The sequence below is a fragment of the Pseudomonas fjordensis genome, assembly GCF_976987115.1.
The window spans coordinates 3626459-3650320 of record NZ_OZ336860.1; the positions used below are offsets into that span (position 1 = coordinate 3626459).

Sequence of the window (23862 nt, forward strand, 5' to 3'; positions counted from 1 at the left end):
GCACGGGCCAGGGTTGCTAGACTCTGCACCCTTCTCGTTACTCCTTTTCAAAGCCTGGTGGGGCAGCTCTACTGCCTTGCAGGCGTTTCACAGGATGCACAGTTGATGAGTACGTTATTCACCCGCCGCAAAGTGCTGACCGGCATGGGCCTGTTAGGCCTGGGCAGCCTGCTGGGCGGCTGTGACTACAGCCCCAAGCTGAATTTCAAGTACGGCAAGGACCTCAGTGACAAGATCATGGGCCGCACCTTCAAGCTCAAGAACACCGACGGCGAAACCGTCACCTTAAGCTCGTACCGCGGCCTGATGCCGGTGGTGTTCTTCGGCTTCACCCAGTGCCCGGCCGTCTGCCCGACCGCCCTGGCCCGCGCCGCCCAGGCCAAGAAACTGATGGGCCGCGATGGCAAGATCATGCAGGTGGTGTTCATCACCCTGGACCCCGAGCGCGACACCCCCGAGATTCTCAACAATTACGTCAAGGCCTTCGACCCCAGCTTCGAAGCGCTCTACGGCACCCCGGAAGAAATCGCCGTGGCCGCCAAGGAGTTCGGGATCTTTTATGAAAAGATCCCCGCCGGCGACACCTACACCCTTTCCCACACCGCCACCAGTTTCGTGTTCGACACCCGTGGCAACCTGCGCCTTGGCTTGCAGGCATCCCTTACCGCTCAAGAGTGCGCAGAAGACCTGCTCACCGTCATGGAGGTCTGCTAATGACTGCCGTTCAACACCTCAAGCGTCTCACCCTCGGCCTCACCCTGCTGGGCCTCGCCGCCCACGCCAGCGCCCAGGTACAAGTGACCGACGCCTGGGTTCGCGCCTCCGTACCGGGCCAGCCATCCAGCGGTGCCTTCATGACCCTCACCGCCGACAGCGACAGCAAACTGCTGAGCGTCGCTTCGCCAGTGGCCAAGGACGTGCAGATTCACGAGATGAGCATGAAGGACGACGTGATGCGCATGGGCCCGGTGGATGCGGTGGCCCTGCCGGCAGGAAAAGCCGTCAAGCTCGACCCGAACGGCTACCACGTGATGCTGATGGGCCTGAACGCTCAGATCAAGGAAGGCGACCAGGTGCCGCTGACCCTGACGGTGCAAGATGCCAAGGGTGAAAAGCAGGCTGTCGAAGTGAAGGCAACGGCCCGTGGGTTGGATGGTATGGACCATAGCAAGATGGACCATAGCAAGATGCATTGAGTAGGCCGCTTTTTCTCCCACGTCCCCACGATGCGAAGCGAGCCGCTCTTGATCTGCTTTTGATCTTGATCTCAGGCGCCCCGTTAAACCACGCTGGCCGAACGCAGGCTTGAATTCGTGGGTAACCCGGCAGGACGCCGGGTTAGCCGCCCCGCGCCATGGATGGCGCGTGGCGGCGGCCCACGGATTCAAGACTGTGTTCGGGCACACCGAGCCCAAGCGAGGTGCCGAGTGGTGGGGCAAGAGCGTTTTGCTTACTTTTGCGCTTTTCAAAAGTGAGCCGCCGTCAGGGCTGAACCCTAAGCGGCCGTTATCGCAGCAATGGATATGTACACAATCCAACTGTGTTGACTGCTAGGCCGCCTTCGCGAGCAAGCCCGCTCCCACAGGTTGATCGCAGGGTGTCAGGTAGATAGGTGTAGGCTGTCAGGCCGCTATCGCAGGCAAGCCAGCTCCCACAGTTGGATCGTGGGGTTGAACGCTTTCGGTACGCAATCCCTCGAGCCCTTGACCGATGGCGCTGAACTGACCCAATTGCGCGCAGCATTCAAGCGCAATTCATAACCTGCAACCGCTTCACCATCGGTACACACGCCAGCACCAACCCGGACGGGGAGCGATACACCGCCTGCTCATCGCCCACATACCCGCACGCTCTATAAAAACTCACCGCGTTCAGCGTCGCATCCAGCACCACCTGCTCAATCGCCTGCTGCTGCGCCACGTGCTCCAAGTGAGCAAGCATCGCCTTGCCAAACCCTCGCCCGCTGAATACGGGCAATACAAACAAGGCGCCGAGTTCATGGTTGGCAAGATCCAGCATGCCAGTGGCAACAGGTTCGCCATTGAACCATCCCATGTAGAACTGTTTTTCCATCAGCGCGCCGTAACCATCACTGGCCCGACCTCTGGTCCAAAGCGCCATTTGTTCAGCGCTATAAGCGCCAATGCATTGGCCGAGAATGGCCTCACGACGAATCTCAAACGCACGCTCGGCGTCGTCCGGCGTGGCACGTTTTATCTCCAGCATCGCAAGCTCCTTCCATGACCTCAAACTGCCATTAGCCCATTTGTGCTAATCGACCCTACCTCACCGCGGCGCTATATTCCGCGGCACTTCCAACGTTCTCACCAACACCGCGCATTCAGTGCGCGTGGGTTTGTTGCGCGTTGGAAAAACCAAAACAACCCCAAGGAAGAAGCACCATGAAACTCCTCTCCCCTGTCACCCGCCTTGCCCTGTTGGGCGCCCTGATCATCGGCGTCGCCGGTTGCAGCAATATCAAGCCTACCGAAGACCATCTCAAGAAGCTGTCGGAAACCAATCTGGGCGAACCCGTGAAGCGTATCTCCAATGTGCGCAGCGATTCCATGAGCACCTACTATGTAGCCAACACCGCGTCCGGCGAATACAACTGCTCCGTGCCCAGCGGGGCCAGCGGCGGCCTATTTGCGGTCGCCAGTTTTGGCCTGATGAAGCCTGCCGCCTACTGCCAGCCAAAAGGCGCGCGTGGCAACGCAATGACACCATTCATGCAGTAATTTTTTCCTGGCTGAGCTCACGCAAGGTGCCGCGCAGTTCCGCAGGGCGTACCGGTTTGGACAGGATAGCAATCTGACGGTCGTGCAACGCCGCCTGGATTTTCTCCACGTCGTGCGCGGTAAGGATCAGCGCTGGCACCGCCCAGCCACGTTGCTCGCGTAGCTGGTCGATGCATTCGATGCCGGTGGCATGGTTGCCCAGGTCATAGTCGGCGACGATGATGTCACAGTCGCTGACCAAACCCTGCCCCGTGGACTCGGCCTGCACTTGGCACCCCCAGCGCTCAAGCAGGGCCTGGGTGGCGAGCAGCACGTTGTAGTCATCTTCCACCAGGCACACCTTAAGGCCGGTGAGCAGGCCGGCTTGGCGTGCATCGTCGCGCAACGCCGGTTGGCGCGGCGCGGCCGCCAGGGCCAAGCCATGCAAGCTGACAGAAGTGCCATGGCCAACGCGCGAGCGCAGGCTCACCTGCAACCCCATCACTTGCCCCAGGCGCTTGACGATGGACAGCCCCAGGCCCACGCCTTCAACGTCCTTGTCACGCAGTTGACGCACGCGATAAAACTCTTCGAAGACTTTTGAAAGATGCTCCCTGGCAATCCCCCGCCCCTGGTCGTGTACCTCGATTACCAAGCCGTTATCGCGCACACGCACACCGATCAGCACCGGTCGCTGCGCGCCGTATTTGAAGCAATTGGAGAGCAGGTTCTGCACCATGGTCGCCAGCATGCCCGGATCGACCAACACCCAATGGGCGCAGGGGCGCAAGCGCAACTCCACCCCCGCCCAGCGTGCAGCCTCGGCGTTCTGGCGCACCAGGTCGGCGAGAAATTCGCCCAGGTGGATCACTTGGTACTTGGGCAACAGGCGACCGTTGTCGAGGGTGTAGAGGTCGAGAATCGAACGGAACAATTGCGAGACGTTAAGCAGAGAACGGTCGATATTGTCCACCAAGCGCTGTTCGTCCTCCCCCAAGCGGGCTTCGCGCAGGCAGGCGGTGAACAGGCCGATGGAGTGGATCGGCTGGCGCAGGTCATGGCTGGCCTGGGCGAGAAAGCGGGATTTTTCCAGGTTGGCAGCGATCGCTTGCTCGGAGGCCTTGCGCGTGCGCTCCAGCAGAATATGCGCATACACCGGGATCACCGTGCTGGTGATCATCAGCATCAGCACCATGAACGGCTGCGCCTGCCACAGCGGCGTAAGCTGATACACGATCAACAACGCCAGCAACGCCAGCGCCGTGGCAATCGCCAGGTAGCGCGAACCGTAGCGCATGCCATTGCCCAGGTTCACCCAGACCATCACCGCATACAGCGGCAACGCCGCTTCACCCCCCACCACCAGGCCGAACGAAGTACCGGTGTAGTCGTGGATCATGCCGAAGATCCGCCGCGCCGGGTAATGCCCGGGCCAGCGTGCGATCACCTGGCGAAGCACGATGGACGCCAGCAGGAACACAAAGATATAGAGGATCACCGGCAGGTAGGTGTCCAGCGATTGCCCAGGTAGGAAACCCAGTAGGCTTATATACACAATGGCGATGGTGGCCACCACGATGCGCAGGTTAGCCTGATCGAGTTCAGAGTTGGTCTCAAGACTCATCGTCATATCCCTGACCTATTATCTGTAGGAGCGAGCTTGCTCGCGAAAAACGTTAACGATAACGCGTTTGACCTGCAAGTACGCGGTGCCTGAGCCTGCTTCGCGAGCAAGCTCGCTCCTACACCGACGGTAAATAAATTAGCATGCCTGGACGAAGGCCTTGCCCCAGGAAGGAGCACACAATGACCGGCCGAATCATCATCGCCGACGACCACCCCATGTTTCGTGAAGGCATGACGCGCACCGTGCAGCGCCTGCTACCGGGCGCGGTGGTGCAGGAGGCCGGCGACCTGGCCACGGTGAATGCGTTGCTGTGCGAAGCGGGCGAGGTCGATACCTTGATCCTGGATTTGCGCTTTCCCGGCCTGACCTGCATCAGCCAACTGGCCGAACTGCGCCAGCAACTGAAACGCACCACCTTGGTCCTGGTGTCGATGGTCGACGACCCCGCGCTGATCGAACAGGTCATGGCCCTGGGCGCCGACGGCTTTATCGGCAAGAACATCGCCCCGGATGAGATCGGCCAGGCCCTGCTGGCGATCCGCGAGGGCGAAGTGCTGGTCAAGTTCGCCCCTTCAGGCCTGCTGCCGCTCGACACCCACACCCTCACCCCACGTCAGCAGGAAGTGCTGCGCCTGATTGCCCAGGGCAAGACCAACAAGGAAATTGCCAAGGCCCTGAATATCTCGCCGTTTACCGTGCGTATCCATGTGTCGTCATTGTTGCGCAGCCTGAATGTCCCCTCACGCGCTGCAGCTGCGGTGAAGTATTCCGGCGAGTTCTAGGCGCCGGCGCGGCTCAACGCTGCGTGGGAATACGAATATCGCCTCCACGGCATTGGCTTTTCACACTGCGCGGGCAACCTGCAAACGCCAGGTCCTTGGTCAGGCAAACCCGCACTTCCGACAGCACCTGACCCTTGCAGATCACCGCCATCCCGTGGTTGCCCATGCGTGGGTTGCTCTCGCGAAACAGCGCTTCGATCTCTTTGGCCTGCAATGACGGCGGCGTGTTGAACGGCTGCAGCTGCTGCGGGATCACCACCGCACCAAGCGCCACATCGGTCTTCTCCAGATACTCCAACGGCGGCAGCCCACTGCAGGTGCCATGCTTGGCCCACTCATGCTTGAGCAATGCACGGGTGGGAAACAGCGCCGCGCCCTTATCCATTTCTGCCTCGCTCAAGTGCGTCTGCGGCGCACAGGACGCCGGCCACCCTCCCCGCACGTATTGCGGCCACAAACCGTGCAGCACAAAGCCGTAGCCCTTGCCCGAACATTGCTCGTTGCCTGGGTGCGTGAGGCAAAACGTGGGTGACCACGATAGCGACAGCACATAAAAATCAAACTCGCCCGACTGCCCTTGGCTGCGTGGCGCCGCCGTTGCCGCGGTGGCGATCAGCAGCCACAACACCATCCAGTATTTCATCCCGGTATTCCTTCAAAAGAGTGAAGCCTTACGCTATCGCCACGACTAGGGATGCTGGGAGTAACGGTGTAGCACCTTATCCAGGATGATATCGGTCTTCAGCGCCTCGATGGCCAACGAGGGATGCTCGGCCTCGCCACGAATATGCGCGTTCATGTTCAGCACATGGTGCCATTGAATATGGGTGTGACACGGCACTTCCAACACTTCGGTGGTCTCGCCTTCAAGCCGCAGCGGCTGGTCGTCGAACACCGAAAATTGAATACGGCCGCGACTGCCGATCAGTTCGACACGGTCTTCGCGGCGGTCTGCCACAAAGTTCCAGCAGCCCATGCCCAGCGCACCGCTGGCGAATGTCCAACAGGCTGTCACTGCGTCTTCTGCCGCGTAGCGTCCCGCCTGTCGCGCCGAAAAGCCTGAGACCTCAACGATATCGCCAGCCAGGTACTGGAACAGGTCAAACCCATGGCTGGCCAGGTCGGCAAAGTAACCGCCACCGGCAATGGCCGGGTCGGTGCGCCAATTGGCGGCGTCGGTGTCTGTTGCGGCAGCTGGCTTGCACAAGGTCCAGGTCAGGTGGCGCAGCTCACCGATACGGCCGTCCTGCAGCCAGGTGCGCACTTGCTCAAAACGCGGCAATGAACGCCGGTAGTAAGAAACAAACAGGTGCAGCCCGGCGCGCTCAAAGGTGCGCTGCATCAACGCGCTCTGTTCAGCATTCAGCGACATCGGCTTTTCGACGCAACAATGCTTGCCCGCCGCGGCCACCCTCAGGGCGTACTCAAGGTGACTGTCGGGCGGGGTGGCGATGTAGACCGCCTCCACCTCGGGGTCATCGATCAAGGCCTGGGCATCGGTATAGCAACGGGCAATGCCATGGCGCGCTGCATAATCGCGCACCGCCTCGGCACGCCGCCCCATCACGGCCACCAATGCCGAACCTGGCGCTTTATAGAAAGCCGGTCCACTCTTTAACTCAGTGACACTGCCACAGCCGATCATGCCCCAGCGTATGGTCTGCATTAAATGCCCTCGTTCAAATTCGTCAATCGGGCAGTATCCACATACCGGCCCCGGCGCGCTATAACCACTTAGCATGACAATTGCATTACACTTTTATGACATTCATTCGGCACGGGGGCACACTCGATGAAAATTAGGGCAACCGTCATTTGCGAACATGAGGGGCACATCCTCTTCGTGCGCAAGGCCAGATCAAAATGGGCATTGCCCGGCGGGAAAGTGGAAGCAGACGAGCGCCCGGTAGGCGCGGCGGAACGCGAATTAGAAGAAGAAACCGGGTTAAACGTGGACGGCTTGCTGTACCTGCAGGAGCTCAAGGCCCGCGACACCGTCCACCATGTGTTTGAGGCATCGGTAGTCAATATCGACGAGGCACGGCCGTGCAACGAGATTGTCGATTGCCAGTGGTACGCCTACAGCGCCCTGGATGAGCTGGACACCACAGACGCCACGCGCCACATCGTCAAATCCTTTCTGCGGCGCCTCTGACGCCCTGGACAGAACCCACCGCAGCAAACCCACGGCGCCCGGCCTTTATCTCGGTACGCAACTCACCAATCAGGTTGGAGATGGCACGGATGCTGTCCAGGCCCTCGGGCGATACGCAGGTCAGCAGCAAGTCGACACGGCCGGACATGGGCTCGAACACGCTGATGCGCAGTGAGCCGTCGCTGTTAACGCAGCACTCACACGCAAGCGGCAGGAAGCCTGAGGCCATGATGCGGTTGAATTCGGTGATGGAAATCATGATCAGCCCCCCCGTCCCTGGGTTCTACCCGATTGAGGTGATGCAAGCAGCATAGATAAGGTTTTGCCGGCCACCGGACAATTAATGCAAAAGTGTTAGCCAGCCCTCATTTTGTCGGGCCTGGCGGGCCATGAACTGCAAACCAGGATTAAATCGCAGGCAAAAAAAATCCCAAGTAGCTGATGGAAACTTGGGATTTAAAAATGCATAAACCGTGGGAGGTGAACGCCCGGCTATATTAACGACTGTAAAAACATGTAACAAGATTATTTTAATCCTTTCGTCGGATTGAAAGTGTCGTAAGCCCTTCAATAACCACATGTTTTTTAAGGTAGAAGGCTGTAGCCATGCCACTTTTTGGTGCAAGTAACGGCTATAAGCCCACGTATAAAAAAGGGTTATTAATCCGGTGCACTTTTAAGTAACTGTTCACTTAACTGTTTGCACGTTTCTTCAAGCGCCTCGCGGCTGGAAGCGGTGGCACCCACCACGGCCTCCAGGTGACGACACAGCGTCAGGCGTTCAGTGGCCTCTTCGCGTTGGCGGTCGACCTTGGCGTTAAGGTGAATGAAATAGAACCCCAGTAATACCGCAACAACCAGCACACCCACCGCGAAGTAGCGCAAGCTGTTGGACGATGGAGGCTCTGGGGCATTCATGGCCTTATGGCGCCCTGCTCTTTTCATAGCGCACATCATCGCCATCGACCGGCCCCACGACGGACCAGCCCAGGCGCTGATAGAACCCATTGGCACGGATTTCATCACGCCCATCAGTTACCAGGTACAGCGTGTCGTGGCGCTCAAACAGCGCCGCCTCGGCCACCGCCATCAGTTGACGGCCCAGGCCAAGCTTCTCGTGTGAGGGCAACACGAACATCGCGAATACTTCGCCTTCATCCAGATCGACCATGGAAAACCCCGCAGCCTGGCCGTCCACTTGCGCAATCCAGCCGCAAGGGGCTGCGTGCAACGTTTCGCGCAACACCTGTGGGGTAATCCCCAGGTCAGCCATCTGTTCCAGGCTCAGGTGGTTTTGCACCACCGCGGTGCGAATCGCGCACAGCGTGTCGACGTCATCGGGTGTCGCCGCTCGAATCAGCACTTGCATACAGGCCTCCATGAAGAAGTGCGCCATTGTATGCAAATACTCACACAGGGTTTGTCGTGGATTTGTAAAGGCCTCACAGCGGGTGCGGGGCTACGAATTACTTGCGCGCGACCTTGTAGCGCAGGCAATCCTGGTAAAAGCTCTGACGAATCGCCTCCGGCTTGAGCCTTGAACGACTGTCATAAGTCTGCTCGGTGATACCCATGGCCATCATGCGCATCCACGATTTGTTGAACTTGAGGGTCTGGATCTTCTGCCGGGCGGCGTACAGCGAAACGCCGGATAACTTGAGCTCCTGAGCCCTGGCGGCCGTGCCGGCGCCCCAACTGCACATGTACTTGTCACCTTCGCGCAATTCCCTGGCCTGCGCGACAGTCGCGCCGCCGGCCAGGGAGCAGGCAATCAGCATCATTCCCACAGAGCGCATTTGCATCCTCACCTAACCACCTGAAAATAAAAGTGATTTTGGCGAGGATTTTGTTACAAAGGGGCCATTAAATTGCCTTACTGCGCAACGCAATGGCCGGATGGCTCATATCAAGGCTTGAGTTCGAACAGCGCCGGCATTGGCGGCCACTCCGAGGGCACTTTGCGGAAGCGGCTGAAACCGGCCGCTTGCGCCATCTGGCGGGCACGCTTCTCGCCCATGAACGCCCCCAGCCCCGCCCCACCATGGGACAGTGAACAGGTCATGCAATAGAGGGTGCTCTGCGGGTACATGACGCGCCCGAACAGGTTCATGTTCTCGTGCAGCTCTTCGGACAGGTTGAGCTCCACCATCAGGTAAGTGCCGTCTTCGGCCGTTGCTGCGCGTAAATCCTTGAGCATCTGCTGAGGGTCGGTGGCATCGTGGATCACCACAAAGGTGGTCACGAAATCGAATTGCTGGCCGCGCAAGGCATCGGAGTCGTTCACCTCGAATTGCACCCGGTCACCCACACCAGCCGCCTCGGCGTTGGCCCGCGCCAACTCGATGGAAGGCAGGTGGAAGTCGCAGCCGACAATGCGCGCCTCGGGGTAGGCCTTGGCCATGGTGATCGCCGCCAGGCCCGCGCCGCAGCCAAAATCCAGCACACTGCCGCCGGTCTTGAGCTTCTCTTCGACGCCGTCCAGGGACGGGATCCAGTGCTGGACCAGGTAGTGCTTGTACCAGGGCATGGTCATGCGCTCCATGCCTTTCCAGGTTTCCAGCGGGAACGCCTCTTCAGCACAACCACCACCATGACGGAAGGCCTCAATGACCTTGGGTGCCATGCTCACGAACGGCACGCTGAGCTGAATGATGCCGCCGGCGAAATACGGCGAGTCTTCATCGGCCAGCACTGGCACAAATTCAGCTGGCATCTGGTAGCGGCGGGTTTGCGCGTCATAGGTCACGTAATTGCCGGTGGCCATGCTGCCCAGCCATTCGCGCAAGTAACGCGCGTTGTAGCCGGTCTTGTGCGCCAACTCCTCCAGGGTCACCGCGTGGCCGTCGGCCAATGCCTTGAACAAGCCGAGCTGGTCGCCGATGTAGAGCATGGCGCCGCGCAGCGTGTTGCCGTAATCCTCCATGATGCGCGCCGAAAATTGCTGGACCTTGGTTTTATCAACTTCCATAACGTTGGACATCTGTCGCTCCTTGATGAGTTTGCAAGTCTGTTCAGAGATCAATGATCAGTGGCCGGCGAGCCTGGCCAGCACGTTGTCAACGATGCGTTCGGACATGCCCAGGTGCGTCCGGGGCTCGAACAGCCGCGCCAGGGCGCCGTCATTCATCACCGCGAGCACCCGCGCATCGGCCTCGATCGCCTCGCGGATCGACACGTGGTTGCGCTGGCTGGCCTGGGACACTTCGAAGATGATCTGGTAGGCGCTGCTCTTGCCCAGCTTGCGCGCCATTTCGAACACCACGGCTTCGGTGCAGATGGCATCACCATAGGCCTGGGCGGTGCCTTCCATCTTCTGCACATTCACGGTGAGCCCGTCGATGGTCTCGGTCAGAATCGAGAGCGCCATCAGCGCATAGTGGGAAACGTCCGCGACCGCGCACCACTCCAGCCGGGTACCCCGGTAATCGCGCTCATGCTCAAGAATCATCGCGTCCAGCGCGAGCATGACCTGGGCCTTGGCCAGCCGCGCCAACACCACCACCTGCTCGCAACCTTCAGGGTTGCGTTTGTGCGGCATGGTGCTGCTGCCGATCTGCTGGTCGCTCCAGCCCACTTCCACTTCAGCGATTTCCCAGCGATTGAGCGTACGAATTTCATCGGCTACGCGAGCCAACGAGGCGGTGACCATGGCCAGGGTGCTGACAAACTCCGCAACGCGGTCACGGGACACATGCCAGCCCGTCAGGGGCACTTGCAGCGACAAGCGCTGGGCAAAACGCTCCAGCATCGGCATGGCGTCCGGGCCGAACGCCGCCATGGTGCCGACCCCGCCGAACAACTGCACCACCAGCACCCGCTGGCGCGCCTCGGCCAGGCGCTGACGGTGGCGCAACAGCTCATCGATCCAGCCGGCGACCTTCAGCCCGAAGGTGGTTGGCAAGGCGGGAATCGAGTGGGTCCTGGCGACCATCAGCGAGTCACGGTGCGCATCAGCCAAGGTCGACAACTTGCCCAGCAAGGTCTCCAGCGCCAAGTCCATCGCATCAAGCACATCGCGCATTTCCAGGGACTGAGCGGTGTCCTGGATGTCCTGGGTGGTGGCGCCGTAATGCACGTATTCACGGGCAGTGGGGCTGCAGTTTTTTTGCAGGGCGCTCAGCAATGGCATCAGCGAATGCCCAGTGGCCGCCACGCCCTCGGCCAGTTGGCGCACATTGATGCCTGACAGCAATGCGGCCTTTTCGATCTCCAGGGCCGCCTCGCGCGGGATGATGTTGACGTCGGCCTGGGCCATGGCCAGCGCGGCTTCCACGTCCAGCCAGCGTTGCAGGCGACAATGACTGCAGAAGATCTTGCGGCTCTGCGGGCCGGCATAACCCGAGCCGTGGGTTTTCGAGTCAAGAATATGGCTGTGTTCGTGGCGGCATTGCTCGCCGTCATGATCAAAGCCCGGGCGGTCCAAACGTGCGGTGCAAGACGCACGGGCGGTCACTTCCAATGTTTGCGCATCCATCACATACCCTCCATCGCGTACTGGGACTGACTGGTATTGCCTGGGGTTGCCTTCGTCGCTTCAAGGCCATGGCCGCAAGCGCGAGGCAGTGCTTTAGTTGCCACCAAATCGACCATCTCGGCCGCCAGCCCCGTGTAGGTCGTCGGGTCAAGCAGCTCATCGAGCGTTTGCAGGCTGAAACAACCCTGCAGCCGCGAGTCGCCAAGCAGTGCGTCGTGAAAGCAGACGCCTGCGTCTTGGGCTTGCAGGGCGATGTCGTGCACCAGGTGGTGGGCCGTCTGCTTGCCACACCGAGGCGCCAGCGCGAGCATCACCCGCTCCGACAGGATCAGCCCGCCCAGTAAATCCAGGTTGCTGCGCATGCGCGCTTCACGCACCTCCAGCCCCGCCAGCAGCAAGCCCTCCATACGGGCGAGCAAGGCGCCGGCGTAAATGAACAGCTCCGGCAAGGCCGCCCATTCGATGCGCCAGGTGGTGCCGTCACGCTCGTGCAACTGGAACGCGGCGTCGGTCAGCGCAACCATCTGCGCGCGCACCAGCCGCGACAGCGCGCTGATCAGGTCCACCGTCGACGGGTTTTGCTTGTGGGGCATGGTGCTGCTCCCCACCTGCCCTGCCCGCCGGCCTTCGCGCACTTCGTCGATCTCGGTGCGCTGCAGGTGGTAGATCTCATTGGCGACACGGCCCAAGGTTGCCGACGCCTGCACCAGCAACCACGCCGCCTCCAGGATGCGGTCGCGGGCACTGTGCCAACTGCTCAACGGCGCCGCCAGGCCAAGGCTTTCCAGGGTGCGGCGCTGCACATCCAAACCCTGCGGGCCAAGCCCGGCCAGGGTGCCCACGGCGCCGGTCAGGTTACCGACCATCACCCGCGCATAGGCTTCGTCAAAGCGTTCAAGGTGCCGATCAATCTCATCGACCCACACCGCCACTTTGTAGCCAAACGTGGTGGGCAATGCCTGCTGCCCGTGAGTCCTGGCGACCATCGGCGTGTGCTTGTGGCGCAAGGCGAGCGTGAGCAAATGCCCACGGATCCCGCGCAAACGCTGCACCACCAGGCCCCAGGCATCGCGGATTTGCAGGATGAGGCCGGTGTCGAGGATGTCCTGGGTGGTGACGCCGTAATGCACGTACTCACCCAACCCATCGGCGCATAACCGCTGCAAGGCGCGTAGGGTCGGCACCAGGATGTGCCCGGTTTCCAGGCTCTCGCGCCCCAACGCGTCGAGGTCCAGCAGTTCCACACTGGCCACCCGGGCAATCTCCCGGGCGGCCTCCTGGGGGATGATGCCCATCTGCGCCTGGGTCGCCGCCAGCGCAGTTTCAACATCGAGCCACTTCTGCACCTGATTGGCATCAGAGAAGATCGCGGCAAATTCCGGGGACGAGTAAGCGCCCCCGTGGATACGGGATTCAGTGATATGACTTGGCATGTCGAGTTACTCGCGTTGTCCTAAGGAGGGCTACTTCACGCGTTGCACTTGTTCCCAGACTGCATCGTAGTAAGCCCGCTCCAGCCGGAAGTGCTCGGCCAGGGACGTGAGAAACGCGTTCTGGAACCCGAGGTCCGGAATACGCCGTGAGATCAGCGCCCATTCACGCTTGGCCCGTGGCGGCACCAGGCTGATATGCACTTCGTAGTACTCCGCGTCATCCTGGCTCAAGCCCGCATTGCGCAGGGCGTTGTACAACTTGCCGTGGTTGCCCGGCACCACCAGTTCGGTGATGTAGAACACCGCCAGGCCCCAGCCGACATCGGGGTTGCGGAAGCAACGTGCGCGGTTGTTGAGGTAGGCGATTTCCTCAGGCATCGTCGAGAGCGCCTCGAAATCGGCATTCAGGCCTACGGCGGCGAGTAGCTTGGCCAACAGCTTCGGGTGGGAACGCTGCTCATCCTCTTCGCCCAACTCGCCGTAGAGATAACGCGCCAGGGCAGCCGCCTCGTCCACGTCAGTCAGGTTGACCAGCAGGTCGGCGGCGTCCCGGTAAAGGCGATAAGTACGGAACCATTGGTGGCGCAAAAACACCTGCAGCTGCTCGCGAGAGGCTTTGCCTTCAAACACATACTGCGACATCGGGTGGTTTTCCCGCGACTGCGCGGCAATCTGCTCTTCCAGGCGTTGCTGGAAACCGGCCTCGGACAAGGGCGATGCCAGGTCGGCAGACGGCATGAAACGCTCTTGCACGCTATAGACGGCATTGGCCAGCCAGCGCCGGGTCGAGGCGGTGGCCACGTCATCGCTCAGCGACAGGATATACAGCAACTGCTGGCACTGCGCTGCATTGGCGGCGTCGCCACGTTGGCCGCTCTCGCACAGGGCGCGCAGCATATTGGCGGCAATTTCGATGCGGTTGAACGTCGCGTCCGGCTTCAAGGCTTCCGCCAACAGACGGGCTTCGGCCGTGTGAATATTCTGCAATTGCGGCAGGGAAAAATTACGTGGGCTCATCATGTGCTCCATTATTTTTGTTCTGGGATCGCAGGTCGTTCAGGCAGACAGGCGTTGGGCCTGCATCTGTTGCCACAGGCTGTCGAAGTAGGCCTTGTTGATTTCGAAGTGGCGCTTGAGTGCACGCATAAACGTGCGTTGAAAGCCCTCCTCGCTGGCGAACTTGGCAATCAGGGCCCACATTTCCTCGGTGTCGATCTCATCCTGGGTGCCATGCAAACGGTGGAATTCGCTGGGCTGCTCTGGAACGTCGAGGCGCTGCAACAGCTCGTAGATGCGCCGATGGTTGACGCAACTGACGGACTCGACCGCATAGAGCAGCGCAAGGCCCCAGGCGACATCCGTGTGGCGCACACAGCGAATGCGATTATTCAGGTAGGCCTTTTCCAACGGATGCAGCGCGGGAAAGTCGATGGCCAGCGGAATATCGAAATACTCCATCAGATGAGCCAGCATCGCCGGGTGCGAACGCTCCGGCGTCTCAGCCCCTGCTTCACCGTAGAGGTTGCGGTAAAACACCGAGGCATCTTCGATGGCTTCGAAGCGAAAGGCCAGTTCGGCCAGCAGGCTGTAGAAATTGTAGGAACGGGTCCAGTGATGCTCCAGGAAGAAGCGCACATCCTGCACCGGCGGCGTCCCTTGGAACAGATGCACCGACATCGGGTGATTGACCCGGCTGCGTGCAGCGATTTCAGCGTCAACCTGCTGACGGAACTCCTCCACCGGCAACGCGGTGAAGCCCGGCACGTCGGCGGCGAACTCATCTTCGACGCGGTAAACCTCGCTTGCCATCCAGCGCCGGGTCGGTTCGGTGCGCGGGTCACCGGGAATGTGCAATTGCAGCAAGGCTGACTGATAGTGCGCGTAGGCGTCGGCGTCTCCCGACAGGCCTTGCCGAGCCTGTGCGAGCAGCGCTTCCAGCGCGCGGGTGACCTGGGTGTAATTGGCGCCAGGTTCCAAGGCATTCGCCATCAGCCGCGAGGCGTTGGTGAAGAGATCGGAATCCGAGCGTTGTTGCAGGGCAGCAGTATCCATTGATAACCCCTGAATCTTGTTTTTGTGGTTGGGCGTACTCGGAAAAAAGCCTAAAGGTTCCCGTAGTGGCAAGGTCAACACCTGTAGGAAAATTCTTTCAAAGGCGTGGAGATAGGCCGATAGCGCCACCCAACCACAGGTATAAACACAACCCTGCAGCCCCCAACGGTAACCACGATGCGAAGCGAGCCGCTCTTGATCTTGCTCTGCTTGTGATCTTGATCTGGCTTTTGATCTTAGGCGCCCCGTTAAACCACGCTGGCCGAACGCAGGCTTGAATTCGTGGGTAACCCGGCAGGACGCCGGGTTAGCCGCCCCGCGCCATGGATGGCGCGTGGCGGCGGCCCACGGATTCAAGCCTGCGTTCGGGCACACCGAGCCCAAGCGAGGTGCCGAGTGGTGGGGCAAGAGCGTTTTGCTTACTTTTGCGCTTTTCAAAAGTGAGCCGCCGGGCGGAACCCTAGGTGGCCGTTACCGCAGCAATGGATATGCACACAATCCAGCTGTGTTGACTGTCAGGCCGCCTTCGCGAGCAAGCCCGCTCCCACATTTGGATTGTGGGGGTGTCAGGTGGATAGGCGTCTGCTGGGAGGCCACCATCGCAGGCAAGCCAGCTCCCACAGTTGGACCGCAAGGTGTCAGTTAGAGAAGCGTCGGCCATCACACCAACGCCCTGCGCTCCCGCACAAAGCGTGGCATCTGATCCCCAGGCAGTGCCTTGCTGAAATACCAACCCTGAATAAACAACTCAGGCCCATGACTCAAAAACGCCAACTGCTCAGCCGTCTCAACCCCCTCCACCACCACCCCCAGATCCAAGGCCTCGCAGAAACGCAACATACCAGTCAGCACCTGGGCGCCTTTAGGGTCACGCTGAGCCACCACAAAACTTCGGTCAATCTTGATGAAATCCACAGGAAACTGGTGCAAGTAACTCAGCGCAGAAAACCCAGTGCCAAAATCATCCAGATAGACCTTGGCCCCCATGGCCTGCAGCTTCTGGATGGTCTGGCGAGTGGCCGGGATATCACTGACCAGCGCGTCTTCGGTAATTTCCACTGACACCCGCCCTTGGGCCTGGGCCAGAATTTCCACCAGCCGATCGCCGTAGGCCGCGTCCTTGAGCGTAGTGCTGGAAATATTGATGGTCATCGGCAGTTCAAAACCCACCTTCTGCCATTTCTGATACTGGCGCACGGCCTGGGACGCCACCCACACATCCACGTCCGGCATCAGCCTGGCGTGCGCCAGCCATTGCAGGAACTCCCAGGGCGAATGCACCGTGCCCTGGCTGTCCCGGGCGCGCATCAGCGCCTCGCAGCCGGTGCACAAACCGGTGCGGGTGGAGACCTGGGGTTGAAACTCAAGGTAGAACTCGTAATCACTGATCTGCTGGATGCGGTTCAACTCAGCGGCCTGGCGGGCCAAGGTCTGGTGAGTGGCCAGCACCGGGTCGAACTCCAGCAGGCGGCCTTTCTCTTCAAGGCCGCGAAACGTCATGTCCAGGGATTTGAGGTACACCGTGCCGCCATCGCTGGACTGGCGATGAATCGCCCTGACGTAGGGCGCATACACCAGCGTACCGGCCCCCAACAGAACGATCTGCAACACCACCGCCGCCACGTCGCCGTGGGTGCTGAGGTAGGCATTGAGCAGCACCGGGGCGGTAAACGGCACGCTGGCCACCGCCGGCGACACCCAGCCCAATTGCACCACCATCAACGCCACCATCGCATTGAACGCCGGTACCAGTAGAAACGGTATAAACAGACGCGGGTTGAGAATGATCGGCAAACCGAACAACAACACCTCGCTGACATTGAATAACGACAACGGCAAACTGGCCACCGCCAGCAAGCGCATCGACTGGCTCTTGGAAAACAGCAGGATCGCCAACAGCAGGCATAAGGTTGCGCCCGAACCACCGATAAAGGCAAAACTGCCCAGCAAGCCGTTGTTGAGCAGGTACAGCACCGGCTCCCCCGCCGCCAACGCTGCGCCATTGAGCGCCACCGCCTGGTCCAGGGCATCGAATAACGGCTGCATGGCATACACGCCGTGAATGCCGAAGAACCACAGCAGCGAATTCATCAGGGTGACAAACAACCCACTGCCGTAAGGCGCCTGCAACGCATCAAGCACCTGCGGCCCCTGAATTTGCGCCACATGGGGGATCAACAGCAGCAACGACAACACCGCCACCAACGCCAAGGCTGTGAGTGCGCCAGGCACCACCATGTTGATGGTGCCCTTGAGGTTATGGCCGACCAGGTCTTGGTTGACCAGGCGCGTCCAACGAAAGCGATGCAACCAGGCAATGGCTGGCACATTGATCAAGGGCGAAGCAATGGCAATAAACAATAAAAACGTGGCCGAAGCACGTGGGTACTCACGCAGCACGAAGGTGGCGACCACCACATGGGCCAGGCACAAAAAGGCCACCGGCAGTTGTGGCAGACGGTGTTGAATCGCCAACATATAACCGATGGAAGCTGCGACCAGCAGTGGGATCACCGAACTGATCTGTTTATGCAACCCCGCCAGGAAACTCACCACCTGCGGATCGAAACCCAGCGCCTGGGCGCATTCGGACAGAATCAGGAAACCGGCGGACACCAACAGGCACGGCAGGATCCATAGCAGCCCCTCACGAATCGCACGCAACGACTCCGTGCTGGCCAGGACTGCCAGGCGCTGGGTCAGGAAAAGTTTGAACAGGGTGTGCGCCATGGGCCGTCCTCTGCCTGTCACCGACTGCCGCTGAAGATCAGGGCCGGAAACACCCGCTAACGCTACACGCCCTGATAGCCGAAGCGAAAGCCTTTATGCCCGTCCCCGCCCGGCTTTTTTGCCAATGAATGCCGGGTTGCTAGACTAAATCCTTACAGATTTATCGAACTTTCTGACTTGAATCATCCCCTAAGGCTGTCTGAGTCGGTATCATCCGCACGTTTTGTGCGTGTTATACGATGTTACAACCTGTCTGATAATGGGTACGCACTCAGGGAATCTTGCCTGGAACGACAACAGGCCAAAGGAGAGAACCTCACTATGCAAGACAAGCGCTCAAGTAACATGCGTCCTCTATTTGTCACCATCCTGCTGTGGTTGTGCAGCGTGGTGTTGCTGTTTGTGATCAAGAACGTCATTGAATTGTTTACCGGGCCTGTGGCTGAAACCTGGGTAGACCTGGCCCTGGTGCTGGTCGCCTACCTGATGTTTTTCTTGCTGGCGCCGTTGCAGAACTGGATGCGGCGCAGGTCGCGCAAGCGTGCTCGCCATCACCTCAACGCACGCACGTCTGATAGCGGCTCCCACCCTTCTCATTAAGGTGTCTACCTATGTCGGCACCCAACGATACTCACCAACTCGCCCTGGACAGATTCCTGCGCGAACAACCCCAGGTCGCTGCCGAACTGGACAGCCTTAACCCGCTGGTAGCCCAGGCCAGGGGCGAAACCCTGGCGCAGTATCGCGCCGAGCGCTTGCATGAGGCTTTCGAAGTACATGCTGAACAGCAAAAACTGTTCGCCTGGGAATTGACCCTCAAGCTCACGGCCGATTCGCCCGAAGCCTTCGAGGCCCAACGGCGCGAAGTGCATAAAGAAGTCGCGCAAATGGCCGGCATGGACTGGGCGCAGTACTGCCAGTTGCACGGCTTGGCCGTTTGACCTTTACCCTACAAGCACCAGCGTGCTCGGTTGCGCCCCATGACGTGACGCAACTCGGCGACCGTTAGGCTTCGGTGCCGCGGGTCTATCGCCAACGCGGCCTGTAACGCTGCCCAACAATGCCTGGGCAACTGCGCGGGCCGGGGCAGCCGGTCTGTAGAGGCGCGCTTGCCAACGCGCCTGCCGTGGGCCAATTCGTACAGGATGCAGGCCACGCCGTACAGGTCGGCGGCAGCGGTCAGCGCACCGCCGGCCAACAGTTCCGGGGCGGCATAGGCAGGTGTCCAGGCATTGAAACGACTGCGGCTGACACTCGGCAAACCCACCGCAGCCTCTGCTTGAGCATGGCCCAGGCCAAAATCGAACAAGCGCACGCCCTCCTCGCCCACCATGACATTGGCGGGTTTGACGTCACCGTGCAGAACATCTTGCTGGTGGGTGTAAACCAGCGCATCCAGCAGTTGCAAGGCGATGGGGCGCAACTCCCGCCAGGGCAAGCCCTGGGGGCACTCCAGCAGCAGGCGGTCCAGCGTCATCCCTTGCAGCAACTCCATGGTGAAAAACGCGACGTGGCTGTGTGTATCGACCTCAAACGAAAACACCCGTACCACGCGTTCATGCCGAAGGCTGCGGGCCAAGGCAAACTCGCGGTACAACAACACATGCGCGTCGGGGCACTGGGAAATGGGTTCGTCGAGCAGCTTGATCGCTACCTTGGAACAGGGTTCGCCCAACTGCTCGTGCAACAGGTCGCGCGCGCGGTACACCCTGCCCATACCACCGCTGCCCAAGACACGTTCAAGGTGATAACGCCCAGCCAATAAACGGGAAGATGAAGCTGTCGAGTTCAAGGCTGCACCACGACCGCGGTCAGGTCATCACGTACCGGCCTACGCAACGCCCCTGCAAATAGCCGTTCCACTGCCCGTTGAGGCGTGCCCATGCTCAACGCCCGCCCCAGGTCAACGTGGCTGAGGGCCTGATACAAGCCATCACTGCACAACAAAAACACGTCCCCTGGGCGGGTGCGCAGTTCCAGTACTTCAAGGTGCAAACGCGAACGCGCGCCAACGGCCCGGGTCAAGGCCCTTGCACCCGGGTAGGCCTGGGCTTGCGCCACACTCAACTGACGCTCGTCCACAAGGCGCTGCAGCAGCGAGTGGTCCTTGGACAACTGATAAAGGCTCTGGTCGCGCCATAAATAGCAACGGCTGTCTCCCGCCCATAGGCAGGCTGCCCGGCCCTTCTCCAGCAACAGGGCAACCACGGTGCTGCCCATCGTCACGTCACCGCTTGCGCCAGGCTCTGTCCACGCGCGTCTCACCCCTTGGTTGACGTCCTGCAACCTGTGGCGAACCGCCTGGATACGTTGGTCAAGGTTGCCGTCCGCCGACACTGACGCCAACTGGCTGATCACCCACTGGCTGGCGACATCCCCGTGCCGATACCCGCCCATGCCGTCCGCCACCGCCCAGCAACCCGCGCGCGGGTTGTCCAGGAACGCATCCTCATTGCGCAACCGCGCCTGGCCTCGCTGCGTGCGCCCGGCGCTGCGCCACGGGGCCTCCAGCGGGTTCACAGCTGCTCCGGCAGGCGAAAGGTGCGCCATGAGTCCATGTCAAACGGGCCGGGCGTACGCTGGCTGGTGAGCCGGTAATTGGCACGCAGGCCGGCGAGGTCTGCCTTGAGGATCTGTATATTTCGGCCACTGGCGGGCTCTTTCTGCAGCAGATCCAGAAACCGGAACAACGACCACGCCCCGGTGTTCTTTTCGATACCCAAGGGCCGCTGCTCCGTGCCTCTCTCCAGAACGAGGCTGCTGCGCCCATTGTCTGCATCGGTGGGCCAATGGAACGCCATGGGTACGATCGGACCGTGGCGATACTCCAATTGCTGGTCGCCAAACCGCAGGATCGCACGACTGACCGATGGGTCCAGGCTGTAGGGCGCCAAGGTGAATCGAACAGATAACTCCCCCGCGTCTTCGGTAAAAAAGCCGCGGCGGATGACCTGAGTTTTCATCAGTTGCTCCAGCAGCGCACGCGAAACCGGCAAACTCTGGCCATCCAGCCCACGCAGTCGATAGCGGCTGCCGTCGACGCTGATAAAAGGCCGCAGGTAGCCCTCATAAAAGCGCGCCATCACCCCGCGTGGCTTGAAGAACTCCTGAAAATCGTGAAGGGCGACCTCACTGCTGGCGTGCGCATTGAATGGGTAACGTCGGCCGATGGCCTTGGCGTAGAGGCTATGCATCTCGCTCTGATAACGTTGGTTGACGTGCACATAGGCCTGCTCCAGCAGATGCCGCCAACTGTCATCAGCCACACCTTCGAGCCAGCCGGCAACGGGCAGCGGCAGGCGCGCGGCGGCGTCTCGCAGATGGCCCAATGCATCCTGCTGGCCCTCCATGCGCTGCCTGGCACGCAGGAAAGCCGCCTGCTCGGGTGCGCTGTCACGGTTCAATGCCGTCAGTTGCAGGTGTACTTCATCCAGCAGGCGCAACGCCTGAGTCAGCTCTACGCCGGGGTTGTGCTGCTCATCCAGCAATTGATGCAAAGGCTCAAAGCGCCGCTGCAAGGCGCGCCGCGGCGCATCGACAATAGCCGTGTGCCCTGCCGTCAACCGCGACTTGGCCATCTCGCCCAGGTCTGCCGACTGCTGGGCCACTTTGTCCAGCAGCCCAGGGACTGGCAACAGACGCGTGTTTTCACGCACCTGTTGCAACAGACGAATCAAGGGCGATTGCGCCGACGTCAGGTTCATCAGTTGCTCGGCATCCTGGCGCAAGCTGTCAGTCTCTTGCAGCCTGACTCGCCCAAGCGCATCGCTCCAGGCATCCGCATACTCGCTGAAATAGCGTTGCTGCAGTTCAGCCATCAGGCGCCGCAAGTCCTGGGGCCCCAGGTCGGAGCCCTGCCCGAGCACCCAGTTGTCCTGGGTGATGGCGTTTACCAAGCGCGGGCCCTGCGCCTCGAAGTACTGCACATAGCGTTTGGTATAGAACCCCGGTACAGGCGGGTCGATAGCGGCGAACACCTTACCCTCGGCCAGCCGCAACGGCTCCAGGCTGCGCGCTTGTTCGCGCAATACCCGATAGACCCCATCGGCCAACGATTCGCCCCTCAGCGCTTCACGGGCCTGCGCCACCCGCTCTTCGTTGAGCGGCGCCACAAACGGTTGCTCCAGCAGCCGGGCAAGGTGCGTATTAAGGCGCTTCTGTGTCGGCATATCCCCGGCAAACCGCACCGACCAAAGGCTTGCGATATGTTCTGCCAGCCAGGTCGTGTCACGGCGCTCGCGCAGATTGAGCATCAGGTAGGCACGCAGGTCGTCGAGCAGTCGTTCCCGGTCCCCCAGGCTGGCGTCTATCTGCTCTTCCAACTGGTGGGTTATCCAAGCCAACAATGGCTGTTGCAGCGCCTGTTCATAGGCTTGATCGACGCGGGGACGGCTCAGTTCACCCTGATACAGCCCGGTGCGCTCCACCAGGCGTACATCTGCCGGCCCTGGAAAAACCTGGGTCGCCGCCAGTCGCGCGTCCAACAGCGCCAACAGCGCCGTGCTTTCATCGTTGACCGCAAGGGCGAGCGGCGGGTGTGAGGTCAGCGCCGACAATTGCGCCAAGCGTTGATGGTTGACGGTGTAACTGTGCCCCCACAGCCCGCCGACACCGACAATAACCAGCGCCGCAGCCATCGCCTGCGCGCCCTGGCGCCAACGCAAACGTTGCTGTTCGTGGGCTTGCAAGCCCGCCAGGTCGGCCTCGGCGAAGATCACCTGGCTGAACAGGCCCTGCACAAAGCGCGGGTGCCTGCCATCGGCGCAGGTCAAGAAGAACCCTCGCAAACCGTTGATGGGTTGGTAGCGATGAGCGCAAAACGCCATGTCAACGAACAGACTGACCTGCTCCCCCATTCGTGCTGCTTGTTGGGGAAACTCGAGCATCTGTCCACGCCGCTCGACATTGCGCTCCTGATGCAATCGCCCAATCAGCTCACTGTTCAAGCGTTGCAATAATCGCTCGACCGCCTGACGAACCTGCGTCGTGTCAGTCCCCTCGGCGCAGGCATGCAGGTGCTGCCCAAGCACGCTGTCGGCACTTTCTCCAAGGGGTGAGTCGAAGTATTCAGCGAATCCCGGCAACTGGTCGGCGTGGGTCAACACCAGATAAATCGGCACATCCACATGCAGCGTCTGTTGGATCTCCTGCAAGCGCGAATGTACACGGCGGGCATGATGATCCAGGTCGTATTCAGTCGCGCTCGCCAGCGCATCGGCCGATAACGTCACCACCACACCGCTGAGCGGGCGCACTCGGCGACGCCGCCTGAGCAGTTGCAGCAAGGTAGCCCAGCCTGCGGCGTCCACCGAACGGTCGGGCTGGGTAAGGTAGCGCCCCGGGGTGTCGACCAGAACGCCTTCGTCGCCGAAATACCAGTCACAATGGGCACTGCTACCTGTCGGCCGCTTTTGCCCGTGGTCCAGCGCCAACGGTAAACCGGCTGCTGCCAACAACTGCGTCTTGCCACTGCCCGGCTCGCCGATCAACAGGTACCAGGGCAACTCATGACGCCAACGCGCGTTACGTTCTCCATAATGGCGGGACGTCTTGAGCAGGTGCACGGCTTTCTTGAACCGACTGCGCAGGTGTCGGCGTTCGTCCTCCACCCCCGTCATCGGCTGCTGACGCGCCTCGCGTTCAGGCCTTTGGCGCCAGGCGGCAAAACCGGGCCCCGCAAACGCCATCGCCAGCCCCCATAGCAAGAACACACTGCTGATGGTGACCAGCCGCGCAGTCGCCCCGGCCCAGATACGGTGGTCATCCACCGCCAGCAGCGGCCCCAAAAACCACACCATTGCCGCACAGGACAGCACCAGCAACAGGCTCCACACCCAAATCCTGCCCAGCACGGTGCCCATCCCCTTGAAGAATGCGATCATTCAATGCTCC

Annotated in this window: 24 protein-coding genes; 7 read left to right on the forward strand and 17 right to left on the reverse strand. The window is 60.7% G+C overall.

The annotated features are described in order from the left end of the window. Positions 1-105 precede the first annotated feature (105 nt). Both ACWHXD_RS16225 and ACWHXD_RS16230 read left to right on the forward strand, forming a co-directional pair. Complete coding sequence (locus tag ACWHXD_RS16225; protein ID WP_003191741.1) at positions 106-714, forward strand: SCO family protein; 609 nt, start codon at positions 106-108, stop codon at positions 712-714. After that, complete coding sequence (locus ACWHXD_RS16230; protein ID WP_032896953.1) at positions 714-1196, forward strand: copper chaperone PCu(A)C; 483 nt, start codon at positions 714-716, stop codon at positions 1194-1196. The genes ACWHXD_RS16225 and ACWHXD_RS16230 overlap by 1 nt, the downstream gene beginning before the upstream one ends. Positions 1197-1743: 547 nt before the next feature. Here the strand turns inward: ACWHXD_RS16230 and ACWHXD_RS16235 are convergent. Beyond that, entirely contained in the window at positions 1744-2226 is a 483-nt protein-coding gene (locus ACWHXD_RS16235; protein ID WP_032896951.1) for a GNAT family N-acetyltransferase, read from the reverse strand. 176 nt (positions 2227-2402) lie between these two features. Between ACWHXD_RS16235 and ACWHXD_RS16240 the strand changes: the two genes are divergently transcribed. Next, a complete protein-coding gene (locus ACWHXD_RS16240; protein ID WP_032896950.1) occupies positions 2403-2738 on the forward strand; it encodes a hypothetical protein in 336 nt (111 codons plus the stop codon). Here ACWHXD_RS16240 and ACWHXD_RS16245 read toward each other — a convergent pair. Then, positions 2728-4341 (reverse strand): ATP-binding response regulator, encoded by a 1614-nt coding sequence (locus tag ACWHXD_RS16245; protein WP_499084246.1) that lies wholly within the window; start codon positions 4339-4341, stop codon positions 2728-2730. The genes ACWHXD_RS16240 and ACWHXD_RS16245 overlap by 11 nt on opposite strands. Positions 4342-4523: 182 nt before the next feature. Between ACWHXD_RS16245 and ACWHXD_RS16250 the strand changes: the two genes are divergently transcribed. Then, complete coding sequence (locus ACWHXD_RS16250; RefSeq protein WP_032896946.1) at positions 4524-5126, forward strand: LuxR C-terminal-related transcriptional regulator; 603 nt, start codon at positions 4524-4526, stop codon at positions 5124-5126. Between the two features lie 13 nt (positions 5127-5139). On the opposite strand, the gene ACWHXD_RS16255 is transcribed toward ACWHXD_RS16250, so the two are convergent. Further along, on the reverse strand, positions 5140-5769 hold the full coding sequence (locus tag ACWHXD_RS16255) for a ribonuclease T2 family protein (RefSeq protein WP_138761495.1): 630 nt from the start codon (positions 5767-5769) through the stop codon (positions 5140-5142). Positions 5770-5814: 45 nt separating this feature from the next. Then, positions 5815-6792, reverse strand: a complete 978-nt coding sequence (locus ACWHXD_RS16260) for a Gfo/Idh/MocA family protein (protein ID WP_138761496.1) — start codon at positions 6790-6792, stop codon at positions 5815-5817. Positions 6793-6918: 126 nt separating this feature from the next. Here ACWHXD_RS16260 and ACWHXD_RS16265 point away from each other — a divergent pair, with 126 nt between their 5' ends. Continuing rightward, positions 6919-7281: an NUDIX hydrolase gene (locus ACWHXD_RS16265; RefSeq protein WP_032896941.1), complete on the forward strand. Its 363-nt coding sequence runs from the start codon at positions 6919-6921 to the stop codon at positions 7279-7281. Here ACWHXD_RS16265 and ACWHXD_RS16270 read toward each other — a convergent pair. The 10 genes from ACWHXD_RS16270 to ACWHXD_RS16315 form a co-directional block, all read right to left on the reverse strand. Continuing rightward, on the reverse strand, positions 7256-7540 hold the full coding sequence (locus ACWHXD_RS16270; RefSeq protein WP_138761497.1) for a DUF1652 domain-containing protein: 285 nt from the start codon (positions 7538-7540) through the stop codon (positions 7256-7258). The genes ACWHXD_RS16265 and ACWHXD_RS16270 overlap by 26 nt on opposite strands. Positions 7541-7941: 401 nt before the next feature. Next, positions 7942-8199, reverse strand: coding sequence for a hypothetical protein (locus tag ACWHXD_RS16275; RefSeq protein ID WP_098951224.1), 258 nt, complete (start codon positions 8197-8199; stop codon positions 7942-7944). Between the two features lie 4 nt (positions 8200-8203). Continuing rightward, positions 8204-8650 (reverse strand): GNAT family N-acetyltransferase, encoded by a 447-nt coding sequence (locus ACWHXD_RS16280; RefSeq protein WP_098951222.1) that lies wholly within the window; start codon positions 8648-8650, stop codon positions 8204-8206. A gap of 97 nt (positions 8651-8747) precedes the next feature. Then, on the reverse strand, positions 8748-9077 hold the full coding sequence (locus ACWHXD_RS16285) for a hypothetical protein (RefSeq protein WP_044273087.1): 330 nt from the start codon (positions 9075-9077) through the stop codon (positions 8748-8750). 110 nt (positions 9078-9187) lie between these two features. After that, complete coding sequence (locus ACWHXD_RS16290; RefSeq protein ID WP_138761498.1) at positions 9188-10261, reverse strand: class I SAM-dependent methyltransferase; 1074 nt, start codon at positions 10259-10261, stop codon at positions 9188-9190. A gap of 45 nt (positions 10262-10306) precedes the next feature. Then, positions 10307-11755, reverse strand: coding sequence for a class-II fumarase/aspartase family protein (locus ACWHXD_RS16295; protein WP_138761499.1), 1449 nt, complete (start codon positions 11753-11755; stop codon positions 10307-10309). Then, complete coding sequence (gene purB, locus ACWHXD_RS16300) at positions 11755-13188, reverse strand: adenylosuccinate lyase (protein WP_138761500.1); 1434 nt, start codon at positions 13186-13188, stop codon at positions 11755-11757. Before purB ends, ACWHXD_RS16295 begins: the two co-directional genes overlap by 1 nt. Positions 13189-13218: 30 nt before the next feature. Next, positions 13219-14205, reverse strand: coding sequence for an HOASN domain-containing protein (locus ACWHXD_RS16305; RefSeq protein ID WP_032896929.1), 987 nt, complete (start codon positions 14203-14205; stop codon positions 13219-13221). 39 nt (positions 14206-14244) lie between these two features. Next, positions 14245-15240: an HOASN domain-containing protein gene (locus tag ACWHXD_RS16310; RefSeq protein ID WP_098951218.1), complete on the reverse strand. Its 996-nt coding sequence runs from the start codon at positions 15238-15240 to the stop codon at positions 14245-14247. 660 nt (positions 15241-15900) lie between these two features. After that, positions 15901-17970, reverse strand: coding sequence for an EAL domain-containing protein (locus ACWHXD_RS16315; protein WP_138761503.1), 2070 nt, complete (start codon positions 17968-17970; stop codon positions 15901-15903). A 345-nt stretch (positions 17971-18315) separates the two neighbouring features. On the opposite strand from ACWHXD_RS16315, the gene ACWHXD_RS16320 reads away from it, so the two are divergent. Next, on the forward strand, positions 18316-18570 hold the full coding sequence (locus ACWHXD_RS16320; protein WP_238344537.1) for a hypothetical protein: 255 nt from the start codon (positions 18316-18318) through the stop codon (positions 18568-18570). 11 nt (positions 18571-18581) lie between these two features. Further along, on the forward strand, positions 18582-18911 hold the full coding sequence (locus tag ACWHXD_RS16325; RefSeq protein WP_032896922.1) for a DUF6388 family protein: 330 nt from the start codon (positions 18582-18584) through the stop codon (positions 18909-18911). 8 nt (positions 18912-18919) lie between these two features. Here the strand turns inward: ACWHXD_RS16325 and ACWHXD_RS16330 are convergent, their stop codons facing one another. The 3 genes from ACWHXD_RS16330 to tssM are packed head-to-tail and all read right to left on the reverse strand — an operon-like array spanning position 18920 to position 23852. After that, on the reverse strand, positions 18920-19762 hold the full coding sequence (locus tag ACWHXD_RS16330; protein ID WP_084571061.1) for a serine/threonine-protein kinase: 843 nt from the start codon (positions 19760-19762) through the stop codon (positions 18920-18922). Beyond that, complete coding sequence (locus ACWHXD_RS16335; RefSeq protein ID WP_138761504.1) at positions 19759-20490, reverse strand: PP2C family protein-serine/threonine phosphatase; 732 nt, start codon at positions 20488-20490, stop codon at positions 19759-19761. The genes ACWHXD_RS16330 and ACWHXD_RS16335 overlap by 4 nt, the downstream gene beginning before the upstream one ends. Next, entirely contained in the window at positions 20487-23852 is a 3366-nt protein-coding gene (gene tssM, locus ACWHXD_RS16340) for a type VI secretion system membrane subunit TssM (protein ID WP_499084252.1), read from the reverse strand. The genes ACWHXD_RS16335 and tssM overlap by 4 nt, the downstream gene beginning before the upstream one ends. Positions 23853-23862 lie beyond the last annotated feature (10 nt).

Bases quoted from the DNA above. Each gene is read 5' to 3' on its own strand.
- ACWHXD_RS16315 (WP_138761503.1), bottom strand. From the start codon at position 17,970: ATGGCGCACACCCTGTTCAAACTTTTCCTGACCCAGCGCCTGGCAGTC.
- ACWHXD_RS16225 (WP_003191741.1), top strand. From the start codon at position 106: ATGAGTACGTTATTCACCCGCCGCAAAGTGCTGACCGGCATGGGCCTG.
- purB (WP_138761500.1), bottom strand. From the start codon at position 13,188: ATGCCAAGTCATATCACTGAATCCCGTATCCACGGGGGCGCTTACTCG.
- ACWHXD_RS16230 (WP_032896953.1), top strand. From the start codon at position 714: ATGACTGCCGTTCAACACCTCAAGCGTCTCACCCTCGGCCTCACCCTG.
- ACWHXD_RS16290 (WP_138761498.1), bottom strand. From the start codon at position 10,261: ATGTCCAACGTTATGGAAGTTGATAAAACCAAGGTCCAGCAATTTTCG.
- ACWHXD_RS16250 (WP_032896946.1), top strand. From the start codon at position 4,524: ATGACCGGCCGAATCATCATCGCCGACGACCACCCCATGTTTCGTGAA.
- ACWHXD_RS16235 (WP_032896951.1), bottom strand. From the start codon at position 2,226: ATGCTGGAGATAAAACGTGCCACGCCGGACGACGCCGAGCGTGCGTTT.
- ACWHXD_RS16275 (WP_098951224.1), bottom strand. From the start codon at position 8,199: ATGAATGCCCCAGAGCCTCCATCGTCCAACAGCTTGCGCTACTTCGCG.
- tssM (WP_499084252.1), bottom strand. From the start codon at position 23,852: ATGATCGCATTCTTCAAGGGGATGGGCACCGTGCTGGGCAGGATTTGG.
- ACWHXD_RS16305 (WP_032896929.1), bottom strand. From the start codon at position 14,205: ATGAGCCCACGTAATTTTTCCCTGCCGCAATTGCAGAATATTCACACG.
- ACWHXD_RS16270 (WP_138761497.1), bottom strand. From the start codon at position 7,540: ATGATTTCCATCACCGAATTCAACCGCATCATGGCCTCAGGCTTCCTG.
- ACWHXD_RS16295 (WP_138761499.1), bottom strand. From the start codon at position 11,755: ATGGATGCGCAAACATTGGAAGTGACCGCCCGTGCGTCTTGCACCGCA.
- ACWHXD_RS16285 (WP_044273087.1), bottom strand. From the start codon at position 9,077: ATGCGCTCTGTGGGAATGATGCTGATTGCCTGCTCCCTGGCCGGCGGC.
- ACWHXD_RS16245 (WP_499084246.1), bottom strand. From the start codon at position 4,341: ATGAGTCTTGAGACCAACTCTGAACTCGATCAGGCTAACCTGCGCATC.
- ACWHXD_RS16320 (WP_238344537.1), top strand. From the start codon at position 18,316: ATGCGTCCTCTATTTGTCACCATCCTGCTGTGGTTGTGCAGCGTGGTG.
- ACWHXD_RS16310 (WP_098951218.1), bottom strand. From the start codon at position 15,240: ATGGATACTGCTGCCCTGCAACAACGCTCGGATTCCGATCTCTTCACC.
- ACWHXD_RS16240 (WP_032896950.1), top strand. From the start codon at position 2,403: ATGAAACTCCTCTCCCCTGTCACCCGCCTTGCCCTGTTGGGCGCCCTG.
- ACWHXD_RS16280 (WP_098951222.1), bottom strand. From the start codon at position 8,650: ATGCAAGTGCTGATTCGAGCGGCGACACCCGATGACGTCGACACGCTG.
- ACWHXD_RS16325 (WP_032896922.1), top strand. From the start codon at position 18,582: ATGTCGGCACCCAACGATACTCACCAACTCGCCCTGGACAGATTCCTG.
- ACWHXD_RS16265 (WP_032896941.1), top strand. From the start codon at position 6,919: ATGAAAATTAGGGCAACCGTCATTTGCGAACATGAGGGGCACATCCTC.
- ACWHXD_RS16255 (WP_138761495.1), bottom strand. From the start codon at position 5,769: ATGAAATACTGGATGGTGTTGTGGCTGCTGATCGCCACCGCGGCAACG.
- ACWHXD_RS16260 (WP_138761496.1), bottom strand. From the start codon at position 6,792: ATGCAGACCATACGCTGGGGCATGATCGGCTGTGGCAGTGTCACTGAG.